The organism is Shewanella carassii (assembly GCF_002777975.1).
Lineage (GTDB): Bacteria > Pseudomonadota > Gammaproteobacteria > Enterobacterales > Shewanellaceae > Shewanella > Shewanella carassii.
On sequence record NZ_NGVS01000006.1, the window covers coordinates 510,233 to 532,406 of the forward strand.

The 22,174-nt window shown below is 52.1% G+C and carries 19 protein-coding genes and 9 tRNA genes; 13 read left to right on the forward strand and 15 right to left on the reverse strand.

The window, feature by feature from the left end:
- Positions 1-84 precede the first annotated feature (84 nt).
- On the forward strand, positions 85-777 hold the full coding sequence (rsuA, locus tag CBE72_RS05275; RefSeq protein WP_100142651.1) for a 16S rRNA pseudouridine(516) synthase RsuA: 693 nt from the start codon (positions 85-87) through the stop codon (positions 775-777).
- A gap of 47 nt (positions 778-824) precedes the next feature.
- On the opposite strand, the gene CBE72_RS05280 is transcribed toward rsuA, so the two are convergent.
- From CBE72_RS05280 to CBE72_RS05290, 3 genes are read right to left on the reverse strand one after another with little or no spacing between them, the layout of a single operon-like run.
- Positions 825-1,763 (reverse strand): DUF4097 family beta strand repeat-containing protein, encoded by a 939-nt coding sequence (locus CBE72_RS05280; RefSeq protein ID WP_100142611.1) that lies wholly within the window; start codon positions 1,761-1,763, stop codon positions 825-827.
- Entirely contained in the window at positions 1,760-2,281 is a 522-nt protein-coding gene (locus tag CBE72_RS05285; RefSeq protein WP_025009055.1) for a hypothetical protein, read from the reverse strand. Before CBE72_RS05285 ends, CBE72_RS05280 begins: the two co-directional genes overlap by 4 nt.
- Positions 2,278-2,835, reverse strand: a complete 558-nt coding sequence (locus tag CBE72_RS05290) for an RNA polymerase sigma factor (protein ID WP_372239340.1) — start codon at positions 2,833-2,835, stop codon at positions 2,278-2,280. The genes CBE72_RS05285 and CBE72_RS05290 overlap by 4 nt, the downstream gene beginning before the upstream one ends.
- A gap of 597 nt (positions 2,836-3,432) precedes the next feature.
- Here CBE72_RS05290 and CBE72_RS05295 point away from each other — a divergent pair.
- On the forward strand, positions 3,433-5,295 hold the full coding sequence (locus CBE72_RS05295; RefSeq protein ID WP_100142612.1) for a methyl-accepting chemotaxis protein: 1,863 nt from the start codon (positions 3,433-3,435) through the stop codon (positions 5,293-5,295).
- A 207-nt stretch (positions 5,296-5,502) separates the two neighbouring features.
- Here the strand turns inward: CBE72_RS05295 and CBE72_RS05300 are convergent, their stop codons facing one another.
- The 11 genes from CBE72_RS05300 to CBE72_RS05350 all read right to left on the reverse strand — a co-directional run bounded on the left by CBE72_RS05300 (position 5,503) and on the right by CBE72_RS05350 (position 9,393).
- Positions 5,503-7,125, reverse strand: a complete 1,623-nt coding sequence (locus tag CBE72_RS05300; protein ID WP_100142613.1) for a methyl-accepting chemotaxis protein — start codon at positions 7,123-7,125, stop codon at positions 5,503-5,505.
- Positions 7,126-7,293: 168 nt separating this feature from the next.
- Positions 7,294-7,380, reverse strand: a tRNA-Leu gene (locus CBE72_RS05305).
- Between the two features lie 33 nt (positions 7,381-7,413).
- Positions 7,414-7,500 (reverse strand) — tRNA-Leu (locus CBE72_RS05310).
- A gap of 33 nt (positions 7,501-7,533) precedes the next feature.
- Positions 7,534-7,620, reverse strand: a tRNA-Leu gene (locus CBE72_RS05315).
- Between the two features lie 33 nt (positions 7,621-7,653).
- A tRNA-Leu gene (locus tag CBE72_RS05320) sits at positions 7,654-7,740 on the reverse strand.
- 33 nt (positions 7,741-7,773) lie between these two features.
- Positions 7,774-7,860, reverse strand: a tRNA-Leu gene (locus CBE72_RS05325).
- Between the two features lie 33 nt (positions 7,861-7,893).
- A tRNA-Leu gene (locus CBE72_RS05330) sits at positions 7,894-7,980 on the reverse strand.
- 40 nt (positions 7,981-8,020) lie between these two features.
- Positions 8,021-8,107: transfer RNA gene (locus tag CBE72_RS05335), tRNA-Leu, on the reverse strand.
- A 40-nt stretch (positions 8,108-8,147) separates the two neighbouring features.
- Positions 8,148-8,234, reverse strand: a tRNA-Leu gene (locus CBE72_RS05340).
- 52 nt (positions 8,235-8,286) lie between these two features.
- Positions 8,287-8,362 (reverse strand) — tRNA-Phe (locus CBE72_RS05345).
- 269 nt (positions 8,363-8,631) lie between these two features.
- Positions 8,632-9,393, reverse strand: coding sequence for an outer membrane protein assembly factor BamD (locus tag CBE72_RS05350; RefSeq protein ID WP_100142614.1), 762 nt, complete (start codon positions 9,391-9,393; stop codon positions 8,632-8,634).
- A 122-nt stretch (positions 9,394-9,515) separates the two neighbouring features.
- Here CBE72_RS05350 and rluD point away from each other — a divergent pair, with 122 nt between their 5' ends.
- From rluD to clpB, 3 genes are all read left to right on the forward strand, one after another.
- On the forward strand, positions 9,516-10,490 hold the full coding sequence (gene rluD / locus CBE72_RS05355) for a 23S rRNA pseudouridine(1911/1915/1917) synthase RluD (RefSeq protein WP_039033048.1): 975 nt from the start codon (positions 9,516-9,518) through the stop codon (positions 10,488-10,490).
- Between the two features lies 1 nt (position 10,491).
- Positions 10,492-11,205, forward strand: coding sequence for a peptidoglycan editing factor PgeF (pgeF, locus tag CBE72_RS05360; protein ID WP_100142615.1), 714 nt, complete (start codon positions 10,492-10,494; stop codon positions 11,203-11,205).
- Positions 11,206-11,301: 96 nt separating this feature from the next.
- Positions 11,302-13,875: an ATP-dependent chaperone ClpB gene (gene clpB / locus CBE72_RS05365; protein WP_028780876.1), complete on the forward strand. Its 2,574-nt coding sequence runs from the start codon at positions 11,302-11,304 to the stop codon at positions 13,873-13,875.
- Between the two features lie 115 nt (positions 13,876-13,990).
- Here the strand turns inward: clpB and ispB are convergent, their stop codons facing one another.
- Complete coding sequence (gene ispB, locus CBE72_RS05370; protein WP_100142616.1) at positions 13,991-14,962, reverse strand: octaprenyl diphosphate synthase; 972 nt, start codon at positions 14,960-14,962, stop codon at positions 13,991-13,993.
- Between the two features lie 273 nt (positions 14,963-15,235).
- Between ispB and rplU the strand changes: the two genes are divergently transcribed.
- The 8 genes from rplU (at position 15,236) to CBE72_RS05410 (ending at position 21,994) form a co-directional block, all read left to right on the forward strand.
- Positions 15,236-15,547 (forward strand): 50S ribosomal protein L21, encoded by a 312-nt coding sequence (rplU, locus tag CBE72_RS05375; protein ID WP_100142617.1) that lies wholly within the window; start codon positions 15,236-15,238, stop codon positions 15,545-15,547.
- A 14-nt stretch (positions 15,548-15,561) separates the two neighbouring features.
- Positions 15,562-15,816: a 50S ribosomal protein L27 gene (rpmA, locus tag CBE72_RS05380; RefSeq protein WP_011760936.1), complete on the forward strand. Its 255-nt coding sequence runs from the start codon at positions 15,562-15,564 to the stop codon at positions 15,814-15,816.
- A 135-nt stretch (positions 15,817-15,951) separates the two neighbouring features.
- Entirely contained in the window at positions 15,952-17,118 is a 1,167-nt protein-coding gene (gene cgtA / locus CBE72_RS05385; protein ID WP_100142618.1) for an Obg family GTPase CgtA, read from the forward strand.
- A gap of 23 nt (positions 17,119-17,141) precedes the next feature.
- A complete protein-coding gene (locus CBE72_RS05390; protein WP_025012065.1) occupies positions 17,142-17,903 on the forward strand; it encodes a threonine/serine exporter family protein in 762 nt (253 codons plus the stop codon).
- Complete coding sequence (locus CBE72_RS05395; protein ID WP_222943400.1) at positions 17,903-18,370, forward strand: threonine/serine exporter family protein; 468 nt, start codon at positions 17,903-17,905, stop codon at positions 18,368-18,370. Before CBE72_RS05390 ends, CBE72_RS05395 begins: the two co-directional genes overlap by 1 nt.
- 23 nt (positions 18,371-18,393) lie before the next feature.
- Complete coding sequence (gene folA / locus CBE72_RS05400) at positions 18,394-18,876, forward strand: type 3 dihydrofolate reductase (protein WP_100142619.1); 483 nt, start codon at positions 18,394-18,396, stop codon at positions 18,874-18,876.
- 132 nt (positions 18,877-19,008) lie between these two features.
- Positions 19,009-19,398, forward strand: a complete 390-nt coding sequence (locus tag CBE72_RS05405) for a DUF3718 domain-containing protein (protein ID WP_100142620.1) — start codon at positions 19,009-19,011, stop codon at positions 19,396-19,398.
- 1,765 nt (positions 19,399-21,163) lie between these two features.
- Complete coding sequence (locus CBE72_RS05410; RefSeq protein WP_157929041.1) at positions 21,164-21,994, forward strand: hypothetical protein; 831 nt, start codon at positions 21,164-21,166, stop codon at positions 21,992-21,994.
- The last annotated feature ends 180 nt before the right edge of the window (positions 21,995-22,174 follow it).

The following is a 22,174-nucleotide window of genomic DNA, read 5'->3' on the forward strand; positions in this document are numbered from 1 at the left end:
TTTGACAGTCTTTGCCCTTTAGCGTGTCAGGCTCCATAATGGCGCGCAATTGACACGGCATAACTCAAGAGGTTGGATAGCCAAGTGCGTTTAGATAAATTTATCTGTGAGTCTACAGAGCTGACCCGTTCCATGGCCAAGAAGGCGCTGCACCGCGGTGAAATCAGTGTCGATGGTGAAATCGTCAAGGACTCCAGCTTCAAGGTGCGTGATGGCATGAGAGTGTGCTTCGACGGTGAACCTATCAGCTTGATAGGCAACAGATATCTGATGTTGCATAAGCCGGTCGATACCATCTGCTCAACCGTGGATGAGGTCTATCCTTCGGTCATCAGTCTAATGGAGATAGAAAAGCCCGAGAATTTGCATATTGCCGGGCGCCTGGATGCTGATACCACAGGTCTGGTGTTGATTACCGACGATGGTCAGTGGTCGCACAAGCTAACCTCTCCCAAGAAGGAATGCGGCAAACGCTACCGGGTGTGGCTGGCCAGCCCAGTTACTGAAGACTTGATCCCACAATTTGCCGCTGGCCTGGCGCTGCACCGGGAAGAGGGGCTGACCCGGCCGGCGCAGCTGCAGCTGATTAGCCCAACCGAAGTCTTGTTAACCATTACCGAAGGTAAATATCATCAGGTGAAACGTATGTTTGCCGCTGTGGGCAACAAAGTGGAAGCCCTGCATCGTGAGTCAATCGGCGCCATAGAACTGGATAGCGAACTGGAACCCGGTGAGTGGCGTTATCTGACCGAAGCGGAGATAGCCTCGGTAGGCTGAAGAAAAGGCACCAAGGCCAGCCGGAGGCCTTGGTGCGATACAGCTGATTATTGCTGCAGTTTAATCCGGCCACTGATGGTGTTGATACTGACATCGGCTTGGCCGGAACCACTTTGGAATTGCAGCGATTCAGCCTTGGTGTACTTGGCTTTTTTCGGTGAGTCCTGAGTCAGTTGGTTGTCAATCTTGCCACCTGGGCCACCGCTGATATCAAAGGCGGCATTCGGCAGTTTGGCAAACTTGAGTTCAATATCGCCACTGACGCTATCGACATTGGCATTGCCGGCCAGGCTTTGCATGGCAATACTCAAGTCGCCACTGACGGTTCTGGCCTTGAGTGACTCAGGAGCCTTGAGGGTCAATTGACTCTTGCCCGAGACCTGGTCCAGCTCCACTTCTATGGCATCACTCTCGGCGTTTAGTTCGCCGCTCACCAGGCGATAACTCACCTTGCCCAGACTCTGTTTATCCTCAATGTCGCCGGAAACGGTTTCCAGATACAGTTCACCCTGGTTGCTCTGGGTTAGGATACTGCCGGAAACCGTGGTCAGTTGCAGATTGCCTTTGAGATCCTGGCCCTTGATATCGCCACTGACATTGGCCGAGCTGATCTCACCCTCCAACCCTTGAAGGTCATAATCGGCGGAAACGCCTTTAAGCTTCATATTGACTGTGGTGGGCAGAAAGATCTCCAGCTTTGAGCCGTCTTTGTCCCGGCTGTTATAGCTTTTTGGCAGCTTGTCTTCGATAACAAAGCTGCCGCCCTGCTGACCAAACACCAGGCCTTCACTGAGCTCATCCAGCTTGCCCTTGATGGCGACTTCAGCCTTGTCCCAACTGCGGATCTTCACTTCTCCCCGTTGGATCTTGATATTCAATTTGGCTCCGGATTCCAGCGCCGCGCTCTGATCGACCTTCTCGGCCGCATGCAATACTGGGCTCAGCAGCAGGGCTGAAGAGAGTAGGGTTAGTGATATCTTGTTCATATGCTGATTCCTTGTTGGTCGAGTTGAGTGGGCAGTTGTTCACCCCGGGTGAGCAGCTCTATCTCCCTTTGCTGTACCCAAAGCCAGAGTTGCCAAAGTTGTTGATCGGTCGGGTCTTGTTTTAGTGCCTGGAATATCTGCGTGGCGGCTTCCCTGAGTTCATCTATGCCGCGACTGAGCGGCGTGGTCATGCTGACCTTTTGCCATTGGCCGAAATTGACACTGGCTTCCAGTTGTTTCACCTGTTGTTGGTGTTGATACTGCAACTGCTCCAGCATGGCCAGCATCTGTGGGTCGACGCGGCTTTGGGTTTGTTGCAATCCCTGATAGCCGAGCAGAGACACCAACAGCAGGCTGCAGGCGATAGCCAGATTGCGCCAGCCGTTGCTGGATTTTGCGGCCTTGGGTGGCTGAGATTGTTCCAGCCTGGCGGCGATTTCAGGCCAGAGGTCGCGCTCGGGTGTTTTTTCCCGTGGCAGTTGTTCTATCAGTTGTTCCAATGTTGGCTGCTTGTTCATGACAACATCTCCTGAAGCAAGTTTCTTGCCCTGTGGTACTGCGCCTTGCTGGTGCCGGTACTTGTGCCCATCATGGCGGCTATCTCTTCATGGCTGTAGCCCTCAATGGCAAACAGCACAAACACGACTCTGGCCCGCTCGGGTAACTTGAGGATCTTGCGCTCCAACACAGAGGTTTCCTCCGTGTGGGTTGTGGTCGACTCTTCTGTGTCTGCCTCTGTGGTCACCGGCAGAAATCTGGCCCAGAAGCTGCGCTGCTTCTTCAAACTGCTCAATGCCTGATTGACGCTCAGGCTGTGCAGCCAGGTACTGAATTTGCTTTCACCGCGGAATTGGTCCAGCTTCTCCCAGGCACGGATAAAGCAGTCCTGGGTCATCTCTTCTGCCAGTGGCACCTGGCCGGCCAGGCGCAAACACAGTGCATAGACTCTGCCATGGTGCAGGCGGTAGAGCTCGGCGAAGGCAAGCTTGTCCCCCAAACGGGCACGCTGCACCAGCGGGAAGTCCACTTCTTGCTGGTATCTGGTTTCTGTCAGCTGCGGGCTGGCATTCACTGGGCTGTCCTTAATGGTTTGGGCGAGTCATGGTAATTGGATAGTTTGACCCGCTTAAAAGGTTTAAAAACAATTGAAAAAATCTTTGATATTTTTCCTGGAACCTTGGTTTGTAGGCTAATCCTAAATCAAGAGGTTGATTTATTGGCCGCGCCTTCATGGCGGGTTTGATTATGCCTTATCTTGCTGTTGCGCTCGAAACTTGTCGGTTTCCTAAGAGTCTTGCAGGCATGGGACGAGGCAGAATTCGAGGAGGTATCGCATTTTCTGTATGACCTTTCATTTGAGCCGCGCCAATCCCAACAATCCCAAGGCATGAACATAGGGCTTGGTAATCTGTAAAAACGCCCCTCAAGAGTGATGGACTGCTGGCGTGCCAATGGAAAGCGATACTGTTCTTGTGAACGGGGGCGATTACGCAAATTTTGACTTGGTTAATAACTTTTTTGCCATGTAGTAGGACAATGGGGGTGTTTTTCAAGAGGTTAATCATTGACAATATGGGTTAACATTTTTGTTGCCTGTTTAACTCTGCTGACATGGAAACAGAATTGCGACTATTTTTTTAGAGTGATTGTTTTTTATTGAGGTAACACCATGCTTATTCGCCACAAGTTGTTGCTGAGTGCCGCTGTTTCCATTGGCGCCTTGATACTGATGTTTATATTGCAACAGTATTCCAGCTCGGTGCAGACAGAGCTGTCCATCGCCATTCAAAAAGTGGTTGAACTGGACAAAGAAGTATTAAGCATGCGCAAAAATGAGAAGGATTTTTTTGGCCGCTTGGATCTCAAGTATGTTGAGGTGCACCAGCAGGAAGCACAGGCCACGGCGCAGAAGATGAAAGAGTTGGCGGGGATTTTTAAAGAGTACAATCTCCCGGAAGCGCCGATAAACAGCTTTAATCAAGATTTTGCCAGTTATCTGCGGTTGTTTGCCGAAGTGGTGAAATTGCAACAGGAGATAGGCCTGGATCCCAAGAGTGGTCTTTATGGTGAATTACGTTCTGCGGTGCACAATGTTGAGACCCTGGTGGCTGAGAATGAAACACCCGAATTGATGGTGTTGATGTTGCAACTGAGACGCAACGAGAAAGATTTTATGTTGCGGCGGGATCTCAGTTACCTGACCAGATTTGACGCTAACATTGAACGCTTCAACGAGACACTCGATGCCAGTTTGCTGGACTTCAGTGTCCGTAACAATATTCAGCAACTGATGGGCAAGTACCAGCAGAGCTTCAAGAGTTTAGTGGCCAAGGAGCAGGAGTTGGGGCTCGATGAGTCCAAGGGCAAGATGGGACAGCTGCGTGAGGCGATTTTTGCCACTGAAACCTCATCGACCAAGTTACGTGAATTGGCATTGGCGGAAGTCAAGAGTGAGGAAAGAAGTAGCTTTGTGCTGGGTTTGGCACTATTTGGACTCATAGCACTTCTGTTGGTGATTAGCACTGTGGTGATCATTCGCAGCATCATGGGGCCGGTCGAGCGTATTACTGGGGTCATATCCCGCATCGAACGGCAAAAAGATCTATCACTGCGCTGTGAAGTTGGCTCCAATGATGAACTGGGCATGATAGGACGCCACTTCAACAGTATGGTGGGCAGTTTCCAGCAGTTGATAGAACAGGTTATCGAATCAGTGGATGCCATGCGCCATTCCTGTGAAGAGCTGTCCCGCAACGCCATCAGCGCTTCGGAAGGCGTGGCGAAGCAGCTGAACGAAACCGATATGGTTGCGACGGCGATCACCGAGATGGGCGCTACCATAGACGAGATTGCCAAGAATACTGAATTGGCTGCGGGCAAGGCCGAGCAGACCCATAATAATGCTCAGGAAGGTCAGGTTGGCGTTGAGGATACCATCAACAAGATCCAGTCTTTGGCACAGCAGTTGGATCATTCTGCCAATGTGGTCGCCGAGCTTGAAAAAGACAGTCAAACCATAGGCAGTGTGTTGGATGTGATCCGTGGCATAGCCGAACAGACCAATCTGCTGGCACTGAATGCCGCCATTGAGGCGGCCCGTGCCGGTGAGCAGGGCCGAGGCTTCGCGGTAGTGGCCGATGAGGTGCGCAGCTTGGCGATGCGAACTCAAGAGTCGACCGAAGAGATTGCCAGCATCATTCAAACTCTGCAGAGCCGTACCCATTCGATAGTGGATATTATGGAGCAGAGCCAGAAGCAGGGTGGTGAGAGCGCTCAGCAGGCGGCCAGTGCCGGCACCTTGCTTGCGCAGATCAATGCCGATGTCACCAATATCATGGATATGAGCACTCAGATTGCCGCCGCCATAGAAGAGCAGAGTATGGTGGCTGCAGAGGTGAATAAGAATGTGGTGGTGATCCGTGATATTGCCGAAGAATCATCGCAGGCGGCAGAAGAAAATGCCACGGCATCCGATGAGGTTCGTCGCCGCGCCGATTATCTGCATCAGGCTGTGAGTCAATTCAAAATCTAGCTATCCAGGCTCAGATGAAAAACCGCGGCATGTCCGCGGTTTTGTTTTAGTTGCTTTCGCTGACTGTTTTGACACTGCTTTTATCGCTTTCTTTGTCTAGGATACAGACAGTTAGATACTCGCCTTGAACGACCCTTGGGCCACCTAGGGTGCTGAATCATTCAGGATAAAAAAGAGGCCCCGAAGGGCCCAGAGGGAGAGTGGGGACTAAAGCCGGAAGCGAGCCACTTCGGCGCGCATGTTTTCCGCCAGATGGCTTAAGTTGCTGACAGACTCGGTCAACTCATTGGCTGCCTGGGCCGATTGCTGGGTGATGTCGCTGATTGCCATAATGCTGCGATTGATATCTTCGGCCACGCTGCTTTGCTCTTCGGCGGCGGTAGCGATATGGGTATTGAGCTGGGCAATGGAGTCGACCGACACCACTATCTCTTTCAGGGCCTCACCGGCCATATTGGCCTTACTGTTGGCCTGTTCGACCTGGGTGATGCCTTGCTCCATGGCGGTTACGGCCTCCTGCACACCTGTTTGCAGGGTGGCTATCATGGATTCAATCTCCTGGGTTGAGCTGTGGGTGCGACTGGCCAGGGTTCTGACCTCGTCGGCCACCACGGCAAAGCCTCGGCCCTGCTCGCCGGCACGGGCCGCCTCAATGGCGGCGTTCAGTGCCAGCAGATTGGTTTGCTCGGCAATACCCTTAATCACATCCAGTACTCTACCTATGTTTTGGCTTTCATTGGCCAGATGAGTGATCACCTGCGCCGTACCCTGAATTTGTGCGGAAAGCGCCACCATGCTGGCTATCGACTCTTGCACTATCACATCGCCATTGGCAGCACTGGCATCGGCGCTACGAGCCGAGTCGGCAGCGGCTGTGGTGCTTTGGGCTACTTCGGAGACTGTGGCGGTCATTTCATTCATGGCGGTAGCCGTCTGCTCCGTTTCGGCCTGTTGTCTGTGCATGCGCTCGTTAGTTTGTTGGGTGAAGCTGGAGAGCTCTGTCGCCGAGTCGCTGACCGTATTGGCGGCATTGGCAATATTGTTGAGTATCCCCCTGAGGTGCGAGATCACATCTCTTAAGTTATCGGATATCTGCCCCAGCTCGTCGCTATTAAAGGTTTTGAACTGCACGGTTAAGTCCGAGTCGCTGCGAATTTTTTTCAGCTGGGTGAGAATATCGCCTATGGGTAACATGACACTGCGGTTAACCCAGACACTAAGCAGTAAGCTGGCAACAACGGCCACACTGACCAGAGAGATAAACAGCACAACGGAAGAGGAGTAAAGGTTTTGCGCCCGATCCCTTTCCTGTCTGGCGACATCCAACTGCAGGGTGACTAACTCGGCGATCTTGCCGCTGATGGGATCTATCACTTGATAGAGCGGCATGATCTCCTGGTTGAGTTGCCCCTCAATATTGCCGCTCATGGTAGCCAATCGATTTTGCAGACGTTTTATTTGCTCATCGGCAGGAATAAACAAGCGTTTGGCCTCATTGACCAGTTGAGACTCTCTGGCGGTTAACTGAGTGGCTGTGTAGTCCTGCCATTTTTGCTTGATGCTTCTGTTGGCCTCATTGAGTGCGGTACTGGCTTGTTCGGCGCTGAAGTCTCCAGCATTGGCCTTATTGATGGCATCGATAACGAAGACGGCGTAATCATCGCCAATAGTTTTCAGATCTTTGAGTGGTACAACCCGGTCGCTATAGATGTTTTCTACCCCAGAGTCGATTTTGTTCATGATATTGATGGCAATACCGCACAGTAGCAGCATCAAGAGAAGTGGCACGGCCATACCGAGCAACATCTTGTGTTTCAGTTGTAACTTCATGCTTGAGAACCTTAGTCCAGAAGGGAACTTGTCCTTGGATTAGGCCCTGTCATTCCAATTTGTTGAGCCATACAAAAGGTATAGCAAAAAAGTATCGGACGTGTGATACGGGGGAGGGGAGTAAATTTTAGATACAAAAAAACCTCGCATTCGCGAGGTTTAAATGATTGGTACAGGTGAGAAGACTTGAACTTCCACGCCCGTGAGGGCACCAGCACCTGAAGCTGGCGTGTCTACCAATTCCACCACACCTGCACTGTTTTCATTTCGACTCTTTAATGTGTTAATTGGTACAGGTGAGAAGACTTGAACTTCCACGCCCGTGAGGGCACCAGCACCTGAAGCTGGCGTGTCTACCAATTCCACCACACCTGCACTGTTTTCATTTCGACTCTTTAATGTGTTAATTGGTACAGGTGAGAAGACTTGAACTTCCACGCCCGTGAGGGCACCAGCACCTGAAGCTGGCGTGTCTACCAATTCCACCACACCTGCACTGTTTTCATTTCGACTCTTTAATGTGTTAATTGGTACAGGTGAGAAGACTTGAACTTCCACGCCCGTGAGGGCACCAGCACCTGAAGCTGGCGTGTCTACCAATTCCACCACACCTGCACTGTTTTCATTTCGACTCTTTAATGTGTTAATTGGTACAGGTGAGAAGACTTGAACTTCCACGCCCGTGAGGGCACCAGCACCTGAAGCTGGCGTGTCTACCAATTCCACCACACCTGCACTGTTTTCATTTCGACTCTTTAATGTGTTAATTGGTACAGGTGAGAAGACTTGAACTTCCACGCCCGTGAGGGCACCAGCACCTGAAGCTGGCGTGTCTACCAATTCCACCACACCTGCACATTGAGAGTCTAACGTACAGCTAACTATTATTGCAAAGTGGTACAGGTGAGAAGACTTGAACTTCCACGCCCGTGAGGGCACCAGCACCTGAAGCTGGCGTGTCTACCAATTCCACCACACCTGCACATTGAGAGTCTAACGTACAGCTAACTATTATTGCAAAGTGGTACAGGTGAGAAGACTTGAACTTCCACGCCCGTGAGGGCACCAGCACCTGAAGCTGGCGTGTCTACCAATTCCACCACACCTGCACTGTACTGCCTTGCAATTTTCTCAGTCGCCTGAGCACCTTAAAGTTGAAGGTGGTGCCCGAACCCGGAATCGAACCAGGGACACGCGGATTTTCAATCCGCTGCTCTACCAACTGAGCTATTCGGGCGACGGCGTGCATTAAAAGACTTTTACGGTTTTGAGTCAACTCTTTTCTGAGAAATATTTAAAAACGAGGCTCGTTTGAGTAAGTTTTGCTCGAAAAGACGCATATTGTTTAGCTTTTGAACGAAAGCCGCGTCATTGCTGGGTTAGGGGGAAATTAACTCAACCGAAAACCTGGTCGACAAAAGCGGGGCTTGGCTATTTAAGGCAAAGTGCTTTTTACTTTTCCCGGAAAACAAAACGCCCCACATTGATGTGGGGCGTTGGGAGGGATTAATCCTTGAGGAGGTCATTCCCCGGATAGTTGGCTCGCATGACTGTGAGTACATGCTGTTTCAGTTGTTCCTGACCCAACTCACCATAGGCGGTGGCCATGATCTCGAGCGCGCGTTCTATCGATGGAGTGCCGGGATAGGTTTCCATCACCGACTGAGCCCTGATGGCGGCAGCGCTCCAGGCATTCATCTTCAGATAGTATTCGGCCACCTTAACCGAATACAGCGCCAGACGATTCTTCAGGTGCTGCATTCTCTTCTGGGCGTCGGCCGCATACTTGCTGTTGGGATAGGTCTTGAGCAGGCGCTCGAAGTCCTTGAAGGCATCGAGGGCAAATTGAGGATCCCTATCGCTTCTGTCTATATTGAGCATGTCATGAAACAGATAGTTGTCGGCCTGCATATTCACCAGTCCACGCATATAGTAGACATAGTCTATATCCGGGTGAGTGGGGTTGAGGCGGATAAATCTGTCGATGTTGGCGACTGCCGACGGGGTATCATCCAACTTATAGTAGGCATAAATCAGATCCAGCTGAACCTGAGTCTTGTGTGGGCCAAAGGGGAAGCGGGAATCCAATGCCTCCAGTGAACGCACAGCCTTGGTATAGTTACCCAGCTCCATAGAGGTGCGGGCCTGGGAGTAGAGAACGTCCGGAGACAGCTTGCTGCTAATTAAGTCGTCTTCCGGTTTGCTGCTACAGGCCACAATGGCCAGCGAAAAAAAGGCTATGGCAGCGCCTTTGGCAATATTATGCATACTTGAATTCGATTCTTGAGTAAGTTGTTGTTAAGAATTTTTCCATTTCACGATAAAATGGCCGATTCCGAGTGTACCAGAAAGTACACAGTTTTTGACCCCATTAACTGGGGACGGTTCCTATGACGCAAGAGATTAATCTAAAAAGCGAGATATCAGCAACCCAAACCGGTCTGAGATTGGATCAGGCTTTGGCTGAGTTGTTTCCCGATTACTCCCGTACCAGGATCAAGGAATGGATCCTCGATGGCAAAGTGTCCGTCGATGGTACTGTGGTAAACAAGCCCAGAGAGAAGGTGTTGGAATCTCAGGAGATAGAGGTTCACGCCACCCTGGAAGAAGAGGTGCACGCCGAGGCTCAGGCTATCGATCTGAATATCGTCTATGAAGATGACCATATATTGGTGATCAACAAGCAGGCGGGTTTAGTGGTGCATCCCGGTGCCGGTAACAGTGACGGCACTTTGATGAATGCCCTGCTGCATCATTGCCCCGAGATAGAACATGTGCCCAGGGCCGGTATTGTCCATCGTCTCGATAAGGACACCACAGGCCTGATGGTGGTAGCCAAGACAGTTGAGGCCCAGACTCATCTGGTGGCGGCGCTGCAGGCGCGCGACATTACCCGTGAGTATGAAGCCATAGTGCTGGGCACCATGACAGCCGGTGGTACAGTGGATGAACCTATCGGGCGTCACCCGACCAAGCGTACTCATATGGCGGTGCACCACAGCGGTAAGCCGGCGGTGACTCACTATCGTGTGGCGGAAAAATTCCGTGCCCACACCCGCTTGCGCTTGAGGCTGGAAAGTGGCCGGACTCACCAAATCCGGGTGCATATGGCTCATATTGGTCATGTATTGGTGGGCGATCCCGTCTATGGTGGTCGTCCAAAACCCCCCAAGGCCGCCAGTGAAGCCTTCTTCGAAGTGCTGAAAAACTTCAAGCGCCAGGCGCTGCATGCGGTGCGACTGGAGTTGGTGCACCCCATTACCTGTGAGCTGATGAGCTGGCAGGCACCTATCCCCGAGGATATGGTCGAGCTGACCAAGGCGCTGCGTAAAGACACCGAAGAACATCCGCCGGAGTATCTGTAACATGTACGGCTGCCACTGGCCGCTGCCGGCCAATGTCAGAATCGCCATGACCCAGCGTCATGGTGGTGTCAGCCTGCCGCCGTTTGATAGTCTGAATCTAGGGCTGCATGTGGGAGACATTTCCGCATCTGTGCAGGCCAACCGCGCTTTGTTAGCAAAGCGGCTGGCTCTGCCCAGCGAACCGGCATGGCTGGAGCAGGTGCATGGCACAGAGGTGGTCGACCTGGCGCGTGATACCCAAAGGGTTGCCGATGGCAGCTATAGCGATAGCAAGGCGCATGTCGCCGTGGTGATGACCGCCGACTGCCTGCCCGTGCTTCTGTGTGACAGTGCTGGCACCCAGGTGGCGGCGCTGCACGCCGGTTGGCGTGGCCTGTGTGATGGCGTCATCGAAGCGGGAATAGCCCGTTTTCGCCCCGGCTCTGAGCTTATCGCCTGTCTCGGACCGGCAATAGGCAAAACTGCCTTCGAAGTGGGCGGTGAAGTACGCGCCGCCTTTTGCGATAAAGACCCCGAGGCCGACAACTGCTTTGTGGCCAAGGGGGATAAGTTTCTCGGCGATCTGCAGGGGCTTGCCAGACTCAGGTTGCAGCAGGCGGGTGTTCGGCAGATATACGCCTTGGATATTTGCACTTATAGCAACAAAGACTATTTTTCCTACCGCCGCGACGGTCGTACCGGCCGCATGGCCTCGCTGATTTGGCTCATTGATTGAGTGGTTATTTCATTCGTCTGACTTGAAATTATTCAAAGCATCCCCATCTTTAAGCTAACAAAGTAATACCTTATTTTGAGAGTTTCAGGAGGCTGTATGCGACTCGATCGTATGACCAATAAATTTCAGCTTGCTATCTCGGATGCCCAATCTCTGGCTCTTGGCCGTGACCATCAGTTCATAGAACCCGTCCATCTGATGATGGCTTTGTTAAATCAGGATGGCGGTTCAATTCACCCGCTGTTGACCCAAGCCGGTATTCAGGTCAGCACTCTGCGTTCCCTGGTAAGTCAGGAACTGGAGCGCTTGCCACAGGTGGAAGGCACAGGCGGTGATGTTCAGTTATCCCAGGCGCTGATACGTTTGCTGAATCTGTGCGACAAGCTGGCACAGAAGCGCAAAGACAAATATATCTCCAGTGAGCTGTTTATTCTGGCGGCACTGGAAGGTAACGACACCCTGGCACAGTGCCTCAAGCAGGCCGGTGCGACCAAAGAGCTGATGGAGAAAACCATCGAAGCCGTACGTGGCGGCCAGAAGGTAGACGATCCCAATGCTGAGGATCAGCGCCAGGCGCTGAAGAAATACACCATAGATCTGACCGAGCGTGCCGAGCAGGGCAAACTGGATCCTGTTATTGGCCGTGACGATGAAATTCGCCGCACAGTGCAGGTATTGCAGCGTCGCAGCAAGAACAACCCTGTGCTTATCGGTGAGCCCGGTGTGGGTAAGACCGCCATTGTTGAAGGGCTGGCGCAGCGTATCGTCAATGGCGAGGTGCCCGAAGGCATCAAGAATAAACGGGTATTGTCGCTGGATCTCGGTGCTCTGGTGGCTGGTGCCAAATACCGTGGTGAGTTTGAAGAAAGACTCAAGGCTGTGCTCAACGAGCTGGCTCAGGAAGAGGGGCAGGTGATCCTCTTTATCGACGAGCTGCATACTATGGTGGGCGCGGGTAAATCCGATGGCGCCATGGATGCGGGTAATATGCTCAAGCCGGCACTGGCCCGCGGTGAGCTGCACTGTGTCGGTGCCACGACCCTGGATGAATATCGTCAGTATATTGAGAAGGATGCGGCGCTGGAGCGGCGCTTCCAGAAAGTGCTGGTGGATGAGCCCAGTGTCGAGGATACCATCGCCATTTTGCGTGGTCTGAAAGAGCGCTACGAGCTGCATCACCATGTGGAGATCACCGATCCGGCGATTGTGGCGGCGGCGACCATGTCCCACCGTTATGTGTCAGATCGTAAGTTGCCGGACAAGGCCATCGACCTTATCGACGAAGCCGCTTCCAGCATTCGAATGCAGATAGACTCCAAGCCGGAGCCGCTGGATCGCCTCGAGCGCCGTATCATTCAGCTTAAGCTGGAAGAGCAGGCGTTGGCGAAGGAAAACGACGAGGCCAGTCGTAAGCGTCTCGAACACCTGCGCAGCGAGCTGGTGGAAGTCGAGCAGAAGGCGGCCGAACTCAACGAGATTTGGCACACAGAAAAAGCCGCACTGGCGGGCACTCAGCATATCAAGGCGGATCTGGAGCAAGCCAGACTGGATATGGAAGTGGCGCGCCGCGCCGGTGATTTGACCCGGATGTCCGAGCTGCAATACGGCCGCATCCCAGAGCTGGAGAAACAGCTGGATCTGGCGTCTCAGGCCGAGATGCAAGATATGACCTTGCTGCGTAACAAGGTCACGGATGTTGAAATTGCCGAGGTACTTTCCAAGGCGACCGGGATCCCGGTTTCCAAGATGCTCGAAGGTGAGCGGGAAAAACTGCTGCATATGGAAGATGCGCTGCATGAGCGGGTGATAGGCCAGGATGAGGCGGTCGATGCCGTGGCCAACGCCATCCGTCGTAGCCGTGCGGGTCTGGCCGATCCTAACCGGCCCATAGGTTCTTTCCTGTTCCTCGGCCCGACCGGGGTAGGTAAGACTGAGCTGTGTAAGTCGCTGGCCAAGTTCCTGTTCGACACAGAGAGCGCCATGGTGCGGATAGATATGTCCGAATTTATGGAGAAACACTCTGTCTCCAGGTTGGTCGGGGCGCCTCCGGGCTATGTGGGTTATGAGGAAGGGGGCTACCTCACCGAAGCGGTGCGTCGTCGCCCCTACTCGGTGATCCTGCTCGATGAGGTGGAAAAGGCACACCCGGATGTGTTCAACATACTGCTGCAGGTACTGGATGATGGCCGCCTGACCGATGGTCAGGGTCGTACGGTCGACTTTCGTAACGCCGTGGTGATCATGACCTCGAACCTGGGTTCCGACATTATCCAGGAGCAGTTCAGTCACCAAAGTTACGATGAGATGAAGGCTCAGGTGATGAATGTGGTGCAGCACCACTTCCGCCCCGAGTTCCTCAACCGGATCGATGAAACCGTGGTGTTCCACCCTCTGGAGAGCGAGCATATCAAGAGTATTGCCGCGATTCAGGTCGAGTCGCTGCGCCAACGTTTGGCGGAGAAAGAGTTCGAGCTGGAGATCACAGATGCCGCGCTGAGCTTTATTGCCAGAGCAGGCTTCGACCCTGTGTATGGTGCAAGGCCGCTGAAGCGGGCACTGCAGCAAGAGGTGGAAAACCCACTGGCGCAAAAGCTGCTTAGAGGCGAGTTACTGCCAGGGCAGCCGATCAAGGTGGACTATCGCGACGACAACTTGGTGTTTGAGCAGTAATCACACCATAAACAACACACCAAAAACAAAAAGGAGCACTCAAAGTGCTCCTTTTTTTTGCTTGGGTTAAACGACAAATTCAACTGATGGGTTTTAATTCGTCGTCTTTAACCTATCAGTGACTGCGGGCTACGGCGATTTTAGCCAGGCCAACCAGCGCCTGCTTGTAATCGGACTCAGGCAGTATCGAAAGCGCCGCTACGGCCTTATCAGCCTCTTCATAGGCCCTTTGTTGGGTATATTCCAGTGCGCCACAGGTGTTGAGCGCATTGATGATCTCTTCGATATGCTCTGTGCCGTCACCTTGCTCAATCGCCTGGCGGATCATCTGTCTTTGTGTTTCTGTGCCATGGGCTATGGCGTAGATCAGCGGTAGTGTGGGCTTACCTTCGGCGAGGTCATCACCTATGTTCTTGCCCAACTCTTCGGCATCGGCGGTGTAGTCCAGCAGATCATCGGTCAACTGGAAGGCGGTGCCCAGGTATTTGCCATAGTCGGCCAGCGCTGTTTCCATTTCGCTATCGCAGCCGGCCAGCACACCGGCCAGACGGGTTGCAGCTTCAAACAGTTTGGCTGTTTTGCAGTAGATCACCCGCATATAGCTGGCTTCTGTGGTATCCGGATCGTTGCAGTTCATCAACTGCAGTACTTCGCCCTCTGCCAGTATATTGGTGGCATTGGCCAGTACCTGCAAAACCTTCATCGACTCCAACTCGGTCATCATCTGGAAGGAGCGGGTATAAAGGAAGTCACCGACCAGCACGCTGGCACTGTTGCCAAACAGGGCATTGGCGGTTTCCCGTCCGCGGCGCAGAGTGGATTCATCCACCACGTCATCGTGAAGCAGCGAAGCCGTGTGAATAAACTCGATGATGGCAGCCAGCTTCAAGTGTGCTTCACCGCTATAGTCGAGTGCTCTGGCCGCCAGAATCGACAGTAACGGCCGCATACGCTTGCCGCCACCGTTGATGATGTAGAACCCCAATTGATTGATCAGGGCAACATCAGATTCGAGTTGTTTGTAGATCAGTTGATTGACGGCTTGCATGTCGGCGTCAGCCAGCTGACGGATAGCAGTTAAATCCATAGTAGACTCTAGGTATGAAGGAACGCCGAATCGACGGTTCCCGATGTGCTTAAGTATTGTAATGAACTGAAGTTTACCTAAAATTAATGAACAAGACAGTAGCAGAGAGAGCATTGTGCGAGTTAATCCGGTCTTTTTTTCTTCTTCGGTAATTAAGACTTGCCAGTAAGGGATTCTTCGCGTAAACTCCGCGCCCATTGTCATTAAAGTTTTTGTAGCACCCAGACTCATAGTGATGAGCCGGCGTGTTAAGAATTTCGGAGTAAAATAGCTATGTACGCTGTTTTTCAAAGTGGTGGTAAGCAACACCGTGTTGCTGAAGGCCATACTGTTCGTTTGGAAAAAATTGAAGTTGCCACTGGTGAAACTATCGAGTTCGATCAAGTTCTGTTGATCGCTGATGGTGAAAACGTTCATGTGGGTACCCCTCTGGTAGCAGGTGGTAAAGTTGTGGCTACTGTTGTTAGCCATGGCCGTGGTGAAAAGGTAACTATCCAAAAGTTCAACCGTCGTAAGCACCACGAGAAGAAAATGGGCCACCGTCAGTGGTTCACTGAAGTTAAAATCACTGCTATCAACGCTTAATAGGAGTCTGACTCATGGCACACAAAAAAGCTGGCGGTTCTACTCGTAACGGCCGCGATTCAGAAAGCAAACGTCTTGGTGTAAAGCGCTTCGGCGGCGAATCAGTTCTGGCTGGTAACATCATTGTTCGTCAACGTGGTACTAAGTTCCACGCAGGTGTTAACGTAGGTATCGGTCGTGACCATACTCTGTTTGCCCTGACTGACGGCAAAGTTAAGTTTGAAGTTAAAGGTCCTAACAACCGTAAGTTCGTTAGCATCGAAGACTAATCTTCAAACCAGAATTGCTTTGAGCCCCGCCATTGGTGGGGCTTTTGTTTTGGGCGAGAGCCATAGTTTCTGTTTTTTGGCGCCCCACAGGGTTAGGCAGTATAATTGCCCCATTCCTTGGTGCCAGGAGTATGTATGAAGTTTGTCGATGAGGCAGTGATCAGAGTTGAAGCTGGAGATGGTGGCAGTGGCTGCGTCAGCTTCAGACGTGAAAAATACGTGCCGGATGGTGGTCCAGATGGTGGCGACGGTGGCGACGGTGGCAGTGTTTATCTGCAAGCCGATGACAACCTCAACACCTTGATTGACTATCGTTTTGAGCGTTTCCATATGGCCGAACGTGGTGAAAACGGCCGTGGCCGTGACTGTACCGGTAAGGGCGGTCAGGACTTGGTGCTCAAGGTGCCTGTGGGGACTCGGGCGGTTGATGAAGAAACCGATGAGGTGCTCGGTGACTTGACCCAGCATGGCCAGAAACTGTTGGTGGCCAAAGGTGGCTTCCACGGTCTTGGCAATACCCGCTTCAAGAGCAGTGTGAACCGTGCCCCCAGACAAAAAACCCTGGGCACCCCCGGTGAAGTGCGTAGCTTGCGTCTTGAGCTGATGCTGTTGGCCGATGTGGGTCTGCTCGGTATGCCAAATGCCGGTAAGTCGACCTTTATTCGGGCGGTTTCTCGTGCAACACCTAAGGTAGCCGATTATCCCTTTACCACCTTGGTGCCTAATCTCGGTGTGGTAAATCCTCGCCCAGGGCAGAGCTTTGTGGTGGCAGATATCCCAGGGTTGATCGAAGGCGCCGCCGAAGGTGCCGGTCTAGGGATTCGCTTCCTCAAGCATCTTGAGCGTTGCCGTGTATTGTTGCACATCCTGGATATCGATCCTCTCGATGGCACCAGCCCGGCCGAAGCGGCCAAGGCGATTGTTACTGAGCTTGAAAAATACTCGCCCAAGCTGGCTTCCAAGCCACGTTGGTTGGTGTTCAACAAGACAGATCTGCTGCTGGAAGAAGAGCTGCAGGAAAGAGTCGACAGCATAGTCAAGGAGATGGGCTGGGAAGGGGATGTTTATACCATTTCGGCTTATACCCGTGAAGGCACCAAGGAACTGGCTGAAAAGCTCTATGACTTTATCAGCAGTCTACCGGCGGAAGAGCAACAGCAAGATCCGGATGCCGATGTTGAGTTCAAGTGGGACAACTACCACCAGGATAGCTTGGAAGATCTCAACGAAGACTATGATGATGAGTTCGACGATGACTTCGACGACGATGATTACGATGTCGAGGTTATTTACCAAAGATAATATCTGAGCGAGCCTGAACACCTGTGTACGCTGATACCCAAAACGATATCACCCGGCAGGTCGTCCGGGTTGCTCAGCTATTGCTGGCCTACGGCGCTGAATCTGAACTGGTTGAAGAGATCAGTCAGCGTCTAGGCCGGGCACTTGGCTTGGCCAGTGTCGAGCTATCCATCTCCTCCAATTCGCTGGTGCTCACCAGCTTGGTTTCCGGCCGTTGTATTACCACTACCCGGCGCATTCGTGAGCACGGCATCAATATGACAGTGGTGTGCGAGCTGCAACGCATTTGCCTGCTGGCCGAAAAAGGCCTCTATGGCCCCAATGAAGTCCGCAAACGCCTCGCCAGACTGCAACCCAAAACTTACCCCAAGTGGCTGCTTATCCCCATGATAGGCCTCTCCTGCGGCAGCTTTTGTCATCTGTTCGGTGGCGACCTGGCCGCATGCCTTTTCACCTTCTTTGCCTCGGTGATCGGCATGTTTGTGCGCCTGGCCATGGCGCAACGTCACTTCAATGTGTTGGTGAATTTTGCCGTGACCGCCTTTGTCACCAGTTTGGCCGCCCAGTTGGGGTATCTCTATCCTGTGACCCAAACCCCTGAGCTGGCGATGGCGGCCTCTGTGCTGATGCTGGTTCCCGGCTTTCCGATGATCAACTCGATATCGGACATGGTTAAAGGCCATATGAATGTGGGGATCTCCCGCTGGGGGCAGGCGACCTTGATGACTGTCTCTTCCGTGATAGGCATTACCATTGCCATGCAGCTTGGGGGGATTTTCCTGTGATGGACACTCTGTTGTTACTGCTGAATGATGCCTTTTTCTCGGCTATTCCCGCCATGGGCTTTGCCATGCTGTTCAATGTTCCCAGGCGTTATCTGCTTTACTGTGCTCTGGCCGGGGCCATAGGCCACAGCTCACGGACCTTGATGTTGCAGTTTGGCTTGCCGATAGAGTGGGCCACCTTTGCCGCTGCCGCCATCATAGGCATGGTGACTATTGCCTTTGCCAAGCGTCATCTGGCACCGCCGCTGCTGTATGCCGTGGCGGCGATTATCCCTATGATCCCGGGTTCTTATGCCTACAACACTGTGATTGCCTTGGTGCAATTGACCGCCCAGTCACAACTCAGTACCGAGCTATGGGAGCAGGTGGTCACCAATGGTCTGAAAACCGTGTTCATTCTCGGGGCTTTGTCTGTCGGTCTGGCAATGCCTAGCTTGCTGTATTTCCGTACTCGCCCGGTGATTTAATCCAATAATAACAAGGAGCGTATATGCGCATCGCCATGATTGCCGCCATGGCCCATGACAGGGTCATAGGCAAAGATAACCAAATGCCCTGGCACCTGCCGGAAGATCTGCGCCATTTTAAGCAGATGACTCTGGGAAAGCCGGTGGTGATGGGACGTAAGACCTTCGAATCCATAGGTCGTCCTCTGCCCGGGCGCCATAACATAGTGATCAGCCGCCAGAGCGACTATGCCCCGGAAGGTGTTACCCGGGTTTCTTCCTTCAAAGAGGCTGTGGAAGCGGCTGGAGACTGCGAAGAGCTGGTGGTGATAGGCGGGGGCCAGCTCTACCGGGAAATTTTGCCTCAGGCCGATAGGCTGTATCTGACAGAGATAGACTTGCAAGTGGAAGGGGACACTCGCTTTCCGGATTGGGATGACGGTAGTTGGCAGCTAATCGATGAGGAAAGTGGTTGCGGTGTAAACGGTTTGAGTTTTCGCTTTATCAATATGATTAGAAAGTGTTAAATTAAAACAGACTTTTGAACCCTGAAACGTGAGTGGCGTCAGCCACGAAGCGATCCTTATGCCAAGAGTCCCCGGCAGACTTGTCTGCCGGGGACTCTTGGTTTTAATAACTATTACAAAAAGGAGTGTCAGATGCGTCTGTTGCCCGCGGCCATTGCTGCGCTGATTGCTGTATCCTCAGTGTCAGTCCCCTCAACCGCTAAAGCCGAAGATCTTTTGGCTGCCAGTATCTGTGATTACGTCAAGTCCAACGACAAAAACCGCCTGCGTAAGAAGCTGAAAGAGAACCGAGTGAAGCTGCGTAATATCTATTCCGGGCTCTCCTGTGACGGTGAAAGTCTGCTGCGCACCGCCTATCACAGCAACGCCGAAGATACCGGCGAGTTTATTGCCAAACGCTTGTCAAAGACCGAACTGGAAGTAGCGGAAGCCGATGGCAAGAGCATAGTCGACTGGGCCGAAGCCAATGGTTTTGGTGCCAGTATTATCACCCAAGCCATCAAAGAGCGCCTCGGTAGCTGAGGCTAGTACCTTTCTTCGCTCGATATAAAAGCCGGGTTTAATCCCGGCTTTTGCTATCTAACGCTATAACACTCGGGTTTTGGAAAACCATTGCTTTCTTGCTCCAAACAGCAGGTGTGCGAGAACCGTTGTTGAACGCCCTGAAGTTGTGGTGTAAATGCCTCCATGCACAATGGTCAGCTTTCTATCCTTGGTTCGCGCTCTAAAACATGTTGCTGCGCAACTCTCGCCGAGTCACAGGAGCGCCTGTGCGAAAGGCAGTTCCCGGACGTCCTGTCCTTCACTGCATTCAGGCTTCCTGCCTATCCGCACCGCAGGTGATGGGCCACACCATGGCCGGAAGTTCGGCCAATACTAACTTAGATACTTTTAGCTGGAAGCTATGTTAGCCGCTGTGCCAGCGGCCGAAAATCGTGGAGCAAGTGCATCCATGCACAACGGCCAGTTCGCCATCCCTGGCTCTCGCTCGTAGCCAGTCGCTAGGCGACACTCGCCGCCCCACACCCGAGGAAAGGGGGCTGTATCGACTCGCCCCCTTTCCAAACCCCCAGCGACCCGCGACGCAGCGGAAANGCCCCACACCCGAGGAAAGGGGGCTGTATCGACTCGCCCCCTTTCCAAACCCCCAGCGACCCGCGACGCAGCGGAAAACCCCTTGTACTTATGATGCCAATTCGCTATCGCGCCAGACGCTCAGAGTCACACCCATGTGACTCTGGCCCAGCTCAACATCCTGTTTCGCGCTCGCTAGCTCGTCGCTAGGCGACGCTCGCCCACGATTCGACTGAGTTGCGTTAGCATTTGCTGGACAGGAGTCCCAATGCCGTGAACGGCCATGCCTCGCTACGCGATTATCATCAACGCCCTGCGGCCGCTTCGAGCGGGAGTCGGTGCAATTCTCCAAGAATAGTGTTGCTTGAAGTTGCTTATATACCCGCAGACATACACCTCATTTCTAGGCGCAGGCGGAACTGTGACCTTCCGAGCTAGGGATGGCGAGGCAGAGCTTACAAGGATGTACTCGCAGCGTGTCACAGGATCGCCTGTGCGAAAGGCGCACCGCAGGTGATGGGCTACACCGTGGCCGGAAGCTCGGCCAGTACTAGGTGGGACTATGACTGTCAAAAACAGAAAAGAATGCAAACACCCAGTCAATTCTGTTGCAAAAACAACCTAAATCAGGGTTTTGTTGCCTTTGTCAAAACTTGACCTTTGGCTAATTGTTTTAACATTCAATGCTGGCTATTGTATAACCAATTCAAACGCTTAGCTTTAGCACTTCCTTAAGCTTAAGGCCGAGAGCAGCAGCGCTTTTCGGTTTTCAGCGGAATGCAGGGACGAACAGAGTTTGGACCCGTGCGGTAGCCATCGCGTTACTTAACGTTTTTTGTCGGGCCTGAGTTGTAGGGCCCTTGGTTTTAAGGCCCTTAGTTGCAGGGCTTGGAGCGCTTATGACAAGCGCCTAATAACTGATTTTTATACAGTATTATTGACGTTCCAGGAAAAATGCCGGGAATTTGCAGCTAAGTGTGCGCGTTATTTCTGTAACATTTTAGAAAATAACATTAAATTCATAAAGTTAAAAAATACAGCTGGTAGATAATAGGTTTGGAAACCGCGCATGCGCGTTTAGCTGCAAGGGATATTAGGACTAAACTCTATTATATCCAGCGAATACAAACAGATAGCGATGCGCGTTTACACTCCTCCGAGGACCAAAACGCGCATGCGCACTATACAGCTGTTAAATGCCAAAGGAGATTATGTGCAGTATTTGAAGAAAGTAGCGGGTATGGCTTGGAGAATATTCCCGCATTTTATACTGGTTGTTTCAGGTGTATTTCTTTGGTGGTATCTAAATGAGTCCGCGAACAGCTCTACCAATCTATTTGGTTCTTTGGCTAGCGGTATTATCAGTGGTCTAATTACCGCATTATTACTTTTCGTTTTCGCTATTTTATGGCGAAAAAACATCGAGCCTTGGTTTGAAAATCTTCTATATCAAGATGTATGCATTGAGGGGGAATGGTCTGGGATACTGATACCCTACCTTGGCTTAGAGGATCTCGATAGAGCAGCGAAAAGGGCTGCTTGGCGAAGGTTTCAAGAGCGCCTTAGAAAAGAAAGGAAGGCCGAAAGAGGTGAGCCTGTTCCTGCTTTGTCAGTTAGTGAGCAGGGCGAGCAGAGAGAAGTAAGCGCTGAACTTATTCTTCATGACGACTCAGAAGGCAAGCAAGAACCCGAAAAAGAGAAACACATTAAAATAGCTATTCGTTCCGTGCCAATTATCGTAAGAGTCGAAATTTTTAGAACAGGGCATAAAATAAATGGGCGCATTATTGAGATCGGTGGTGCCAGCAAAGTTCACACCTACACTATCTCAGGCACTTTTAAAAACTTAATACTTTCTGGTTGTTATGAAACATGTAGCAGAGATCATATAGATCGTGGGGCGTTGTCGCTCATGTTAAAAAATAATGGCAAGGTGTTTGAGGGTTTCTTTTCTTCATATAGTGACAGTGAACATAAAATAACTCCGATGCAGTGTGTTCTAAAAAAGAAAAACCAGTTGAGTGACGAGTCTAATGGCATTTAACAATCGCAGGCACAGCGACGGCTTTTCCGTTGCGGCTTTGCCTCCACTACAAAGCCGCGCGTGCTGCGGGCGTTGATATGATTCCCTTTGTCAAATAGGTAAAAGTGTCCTTACCGGAGACCCAAAAATCTCCGGTAAGGACACTCTGACAGTCGGACTTTGGCGAGTAAGTGTCGGCGG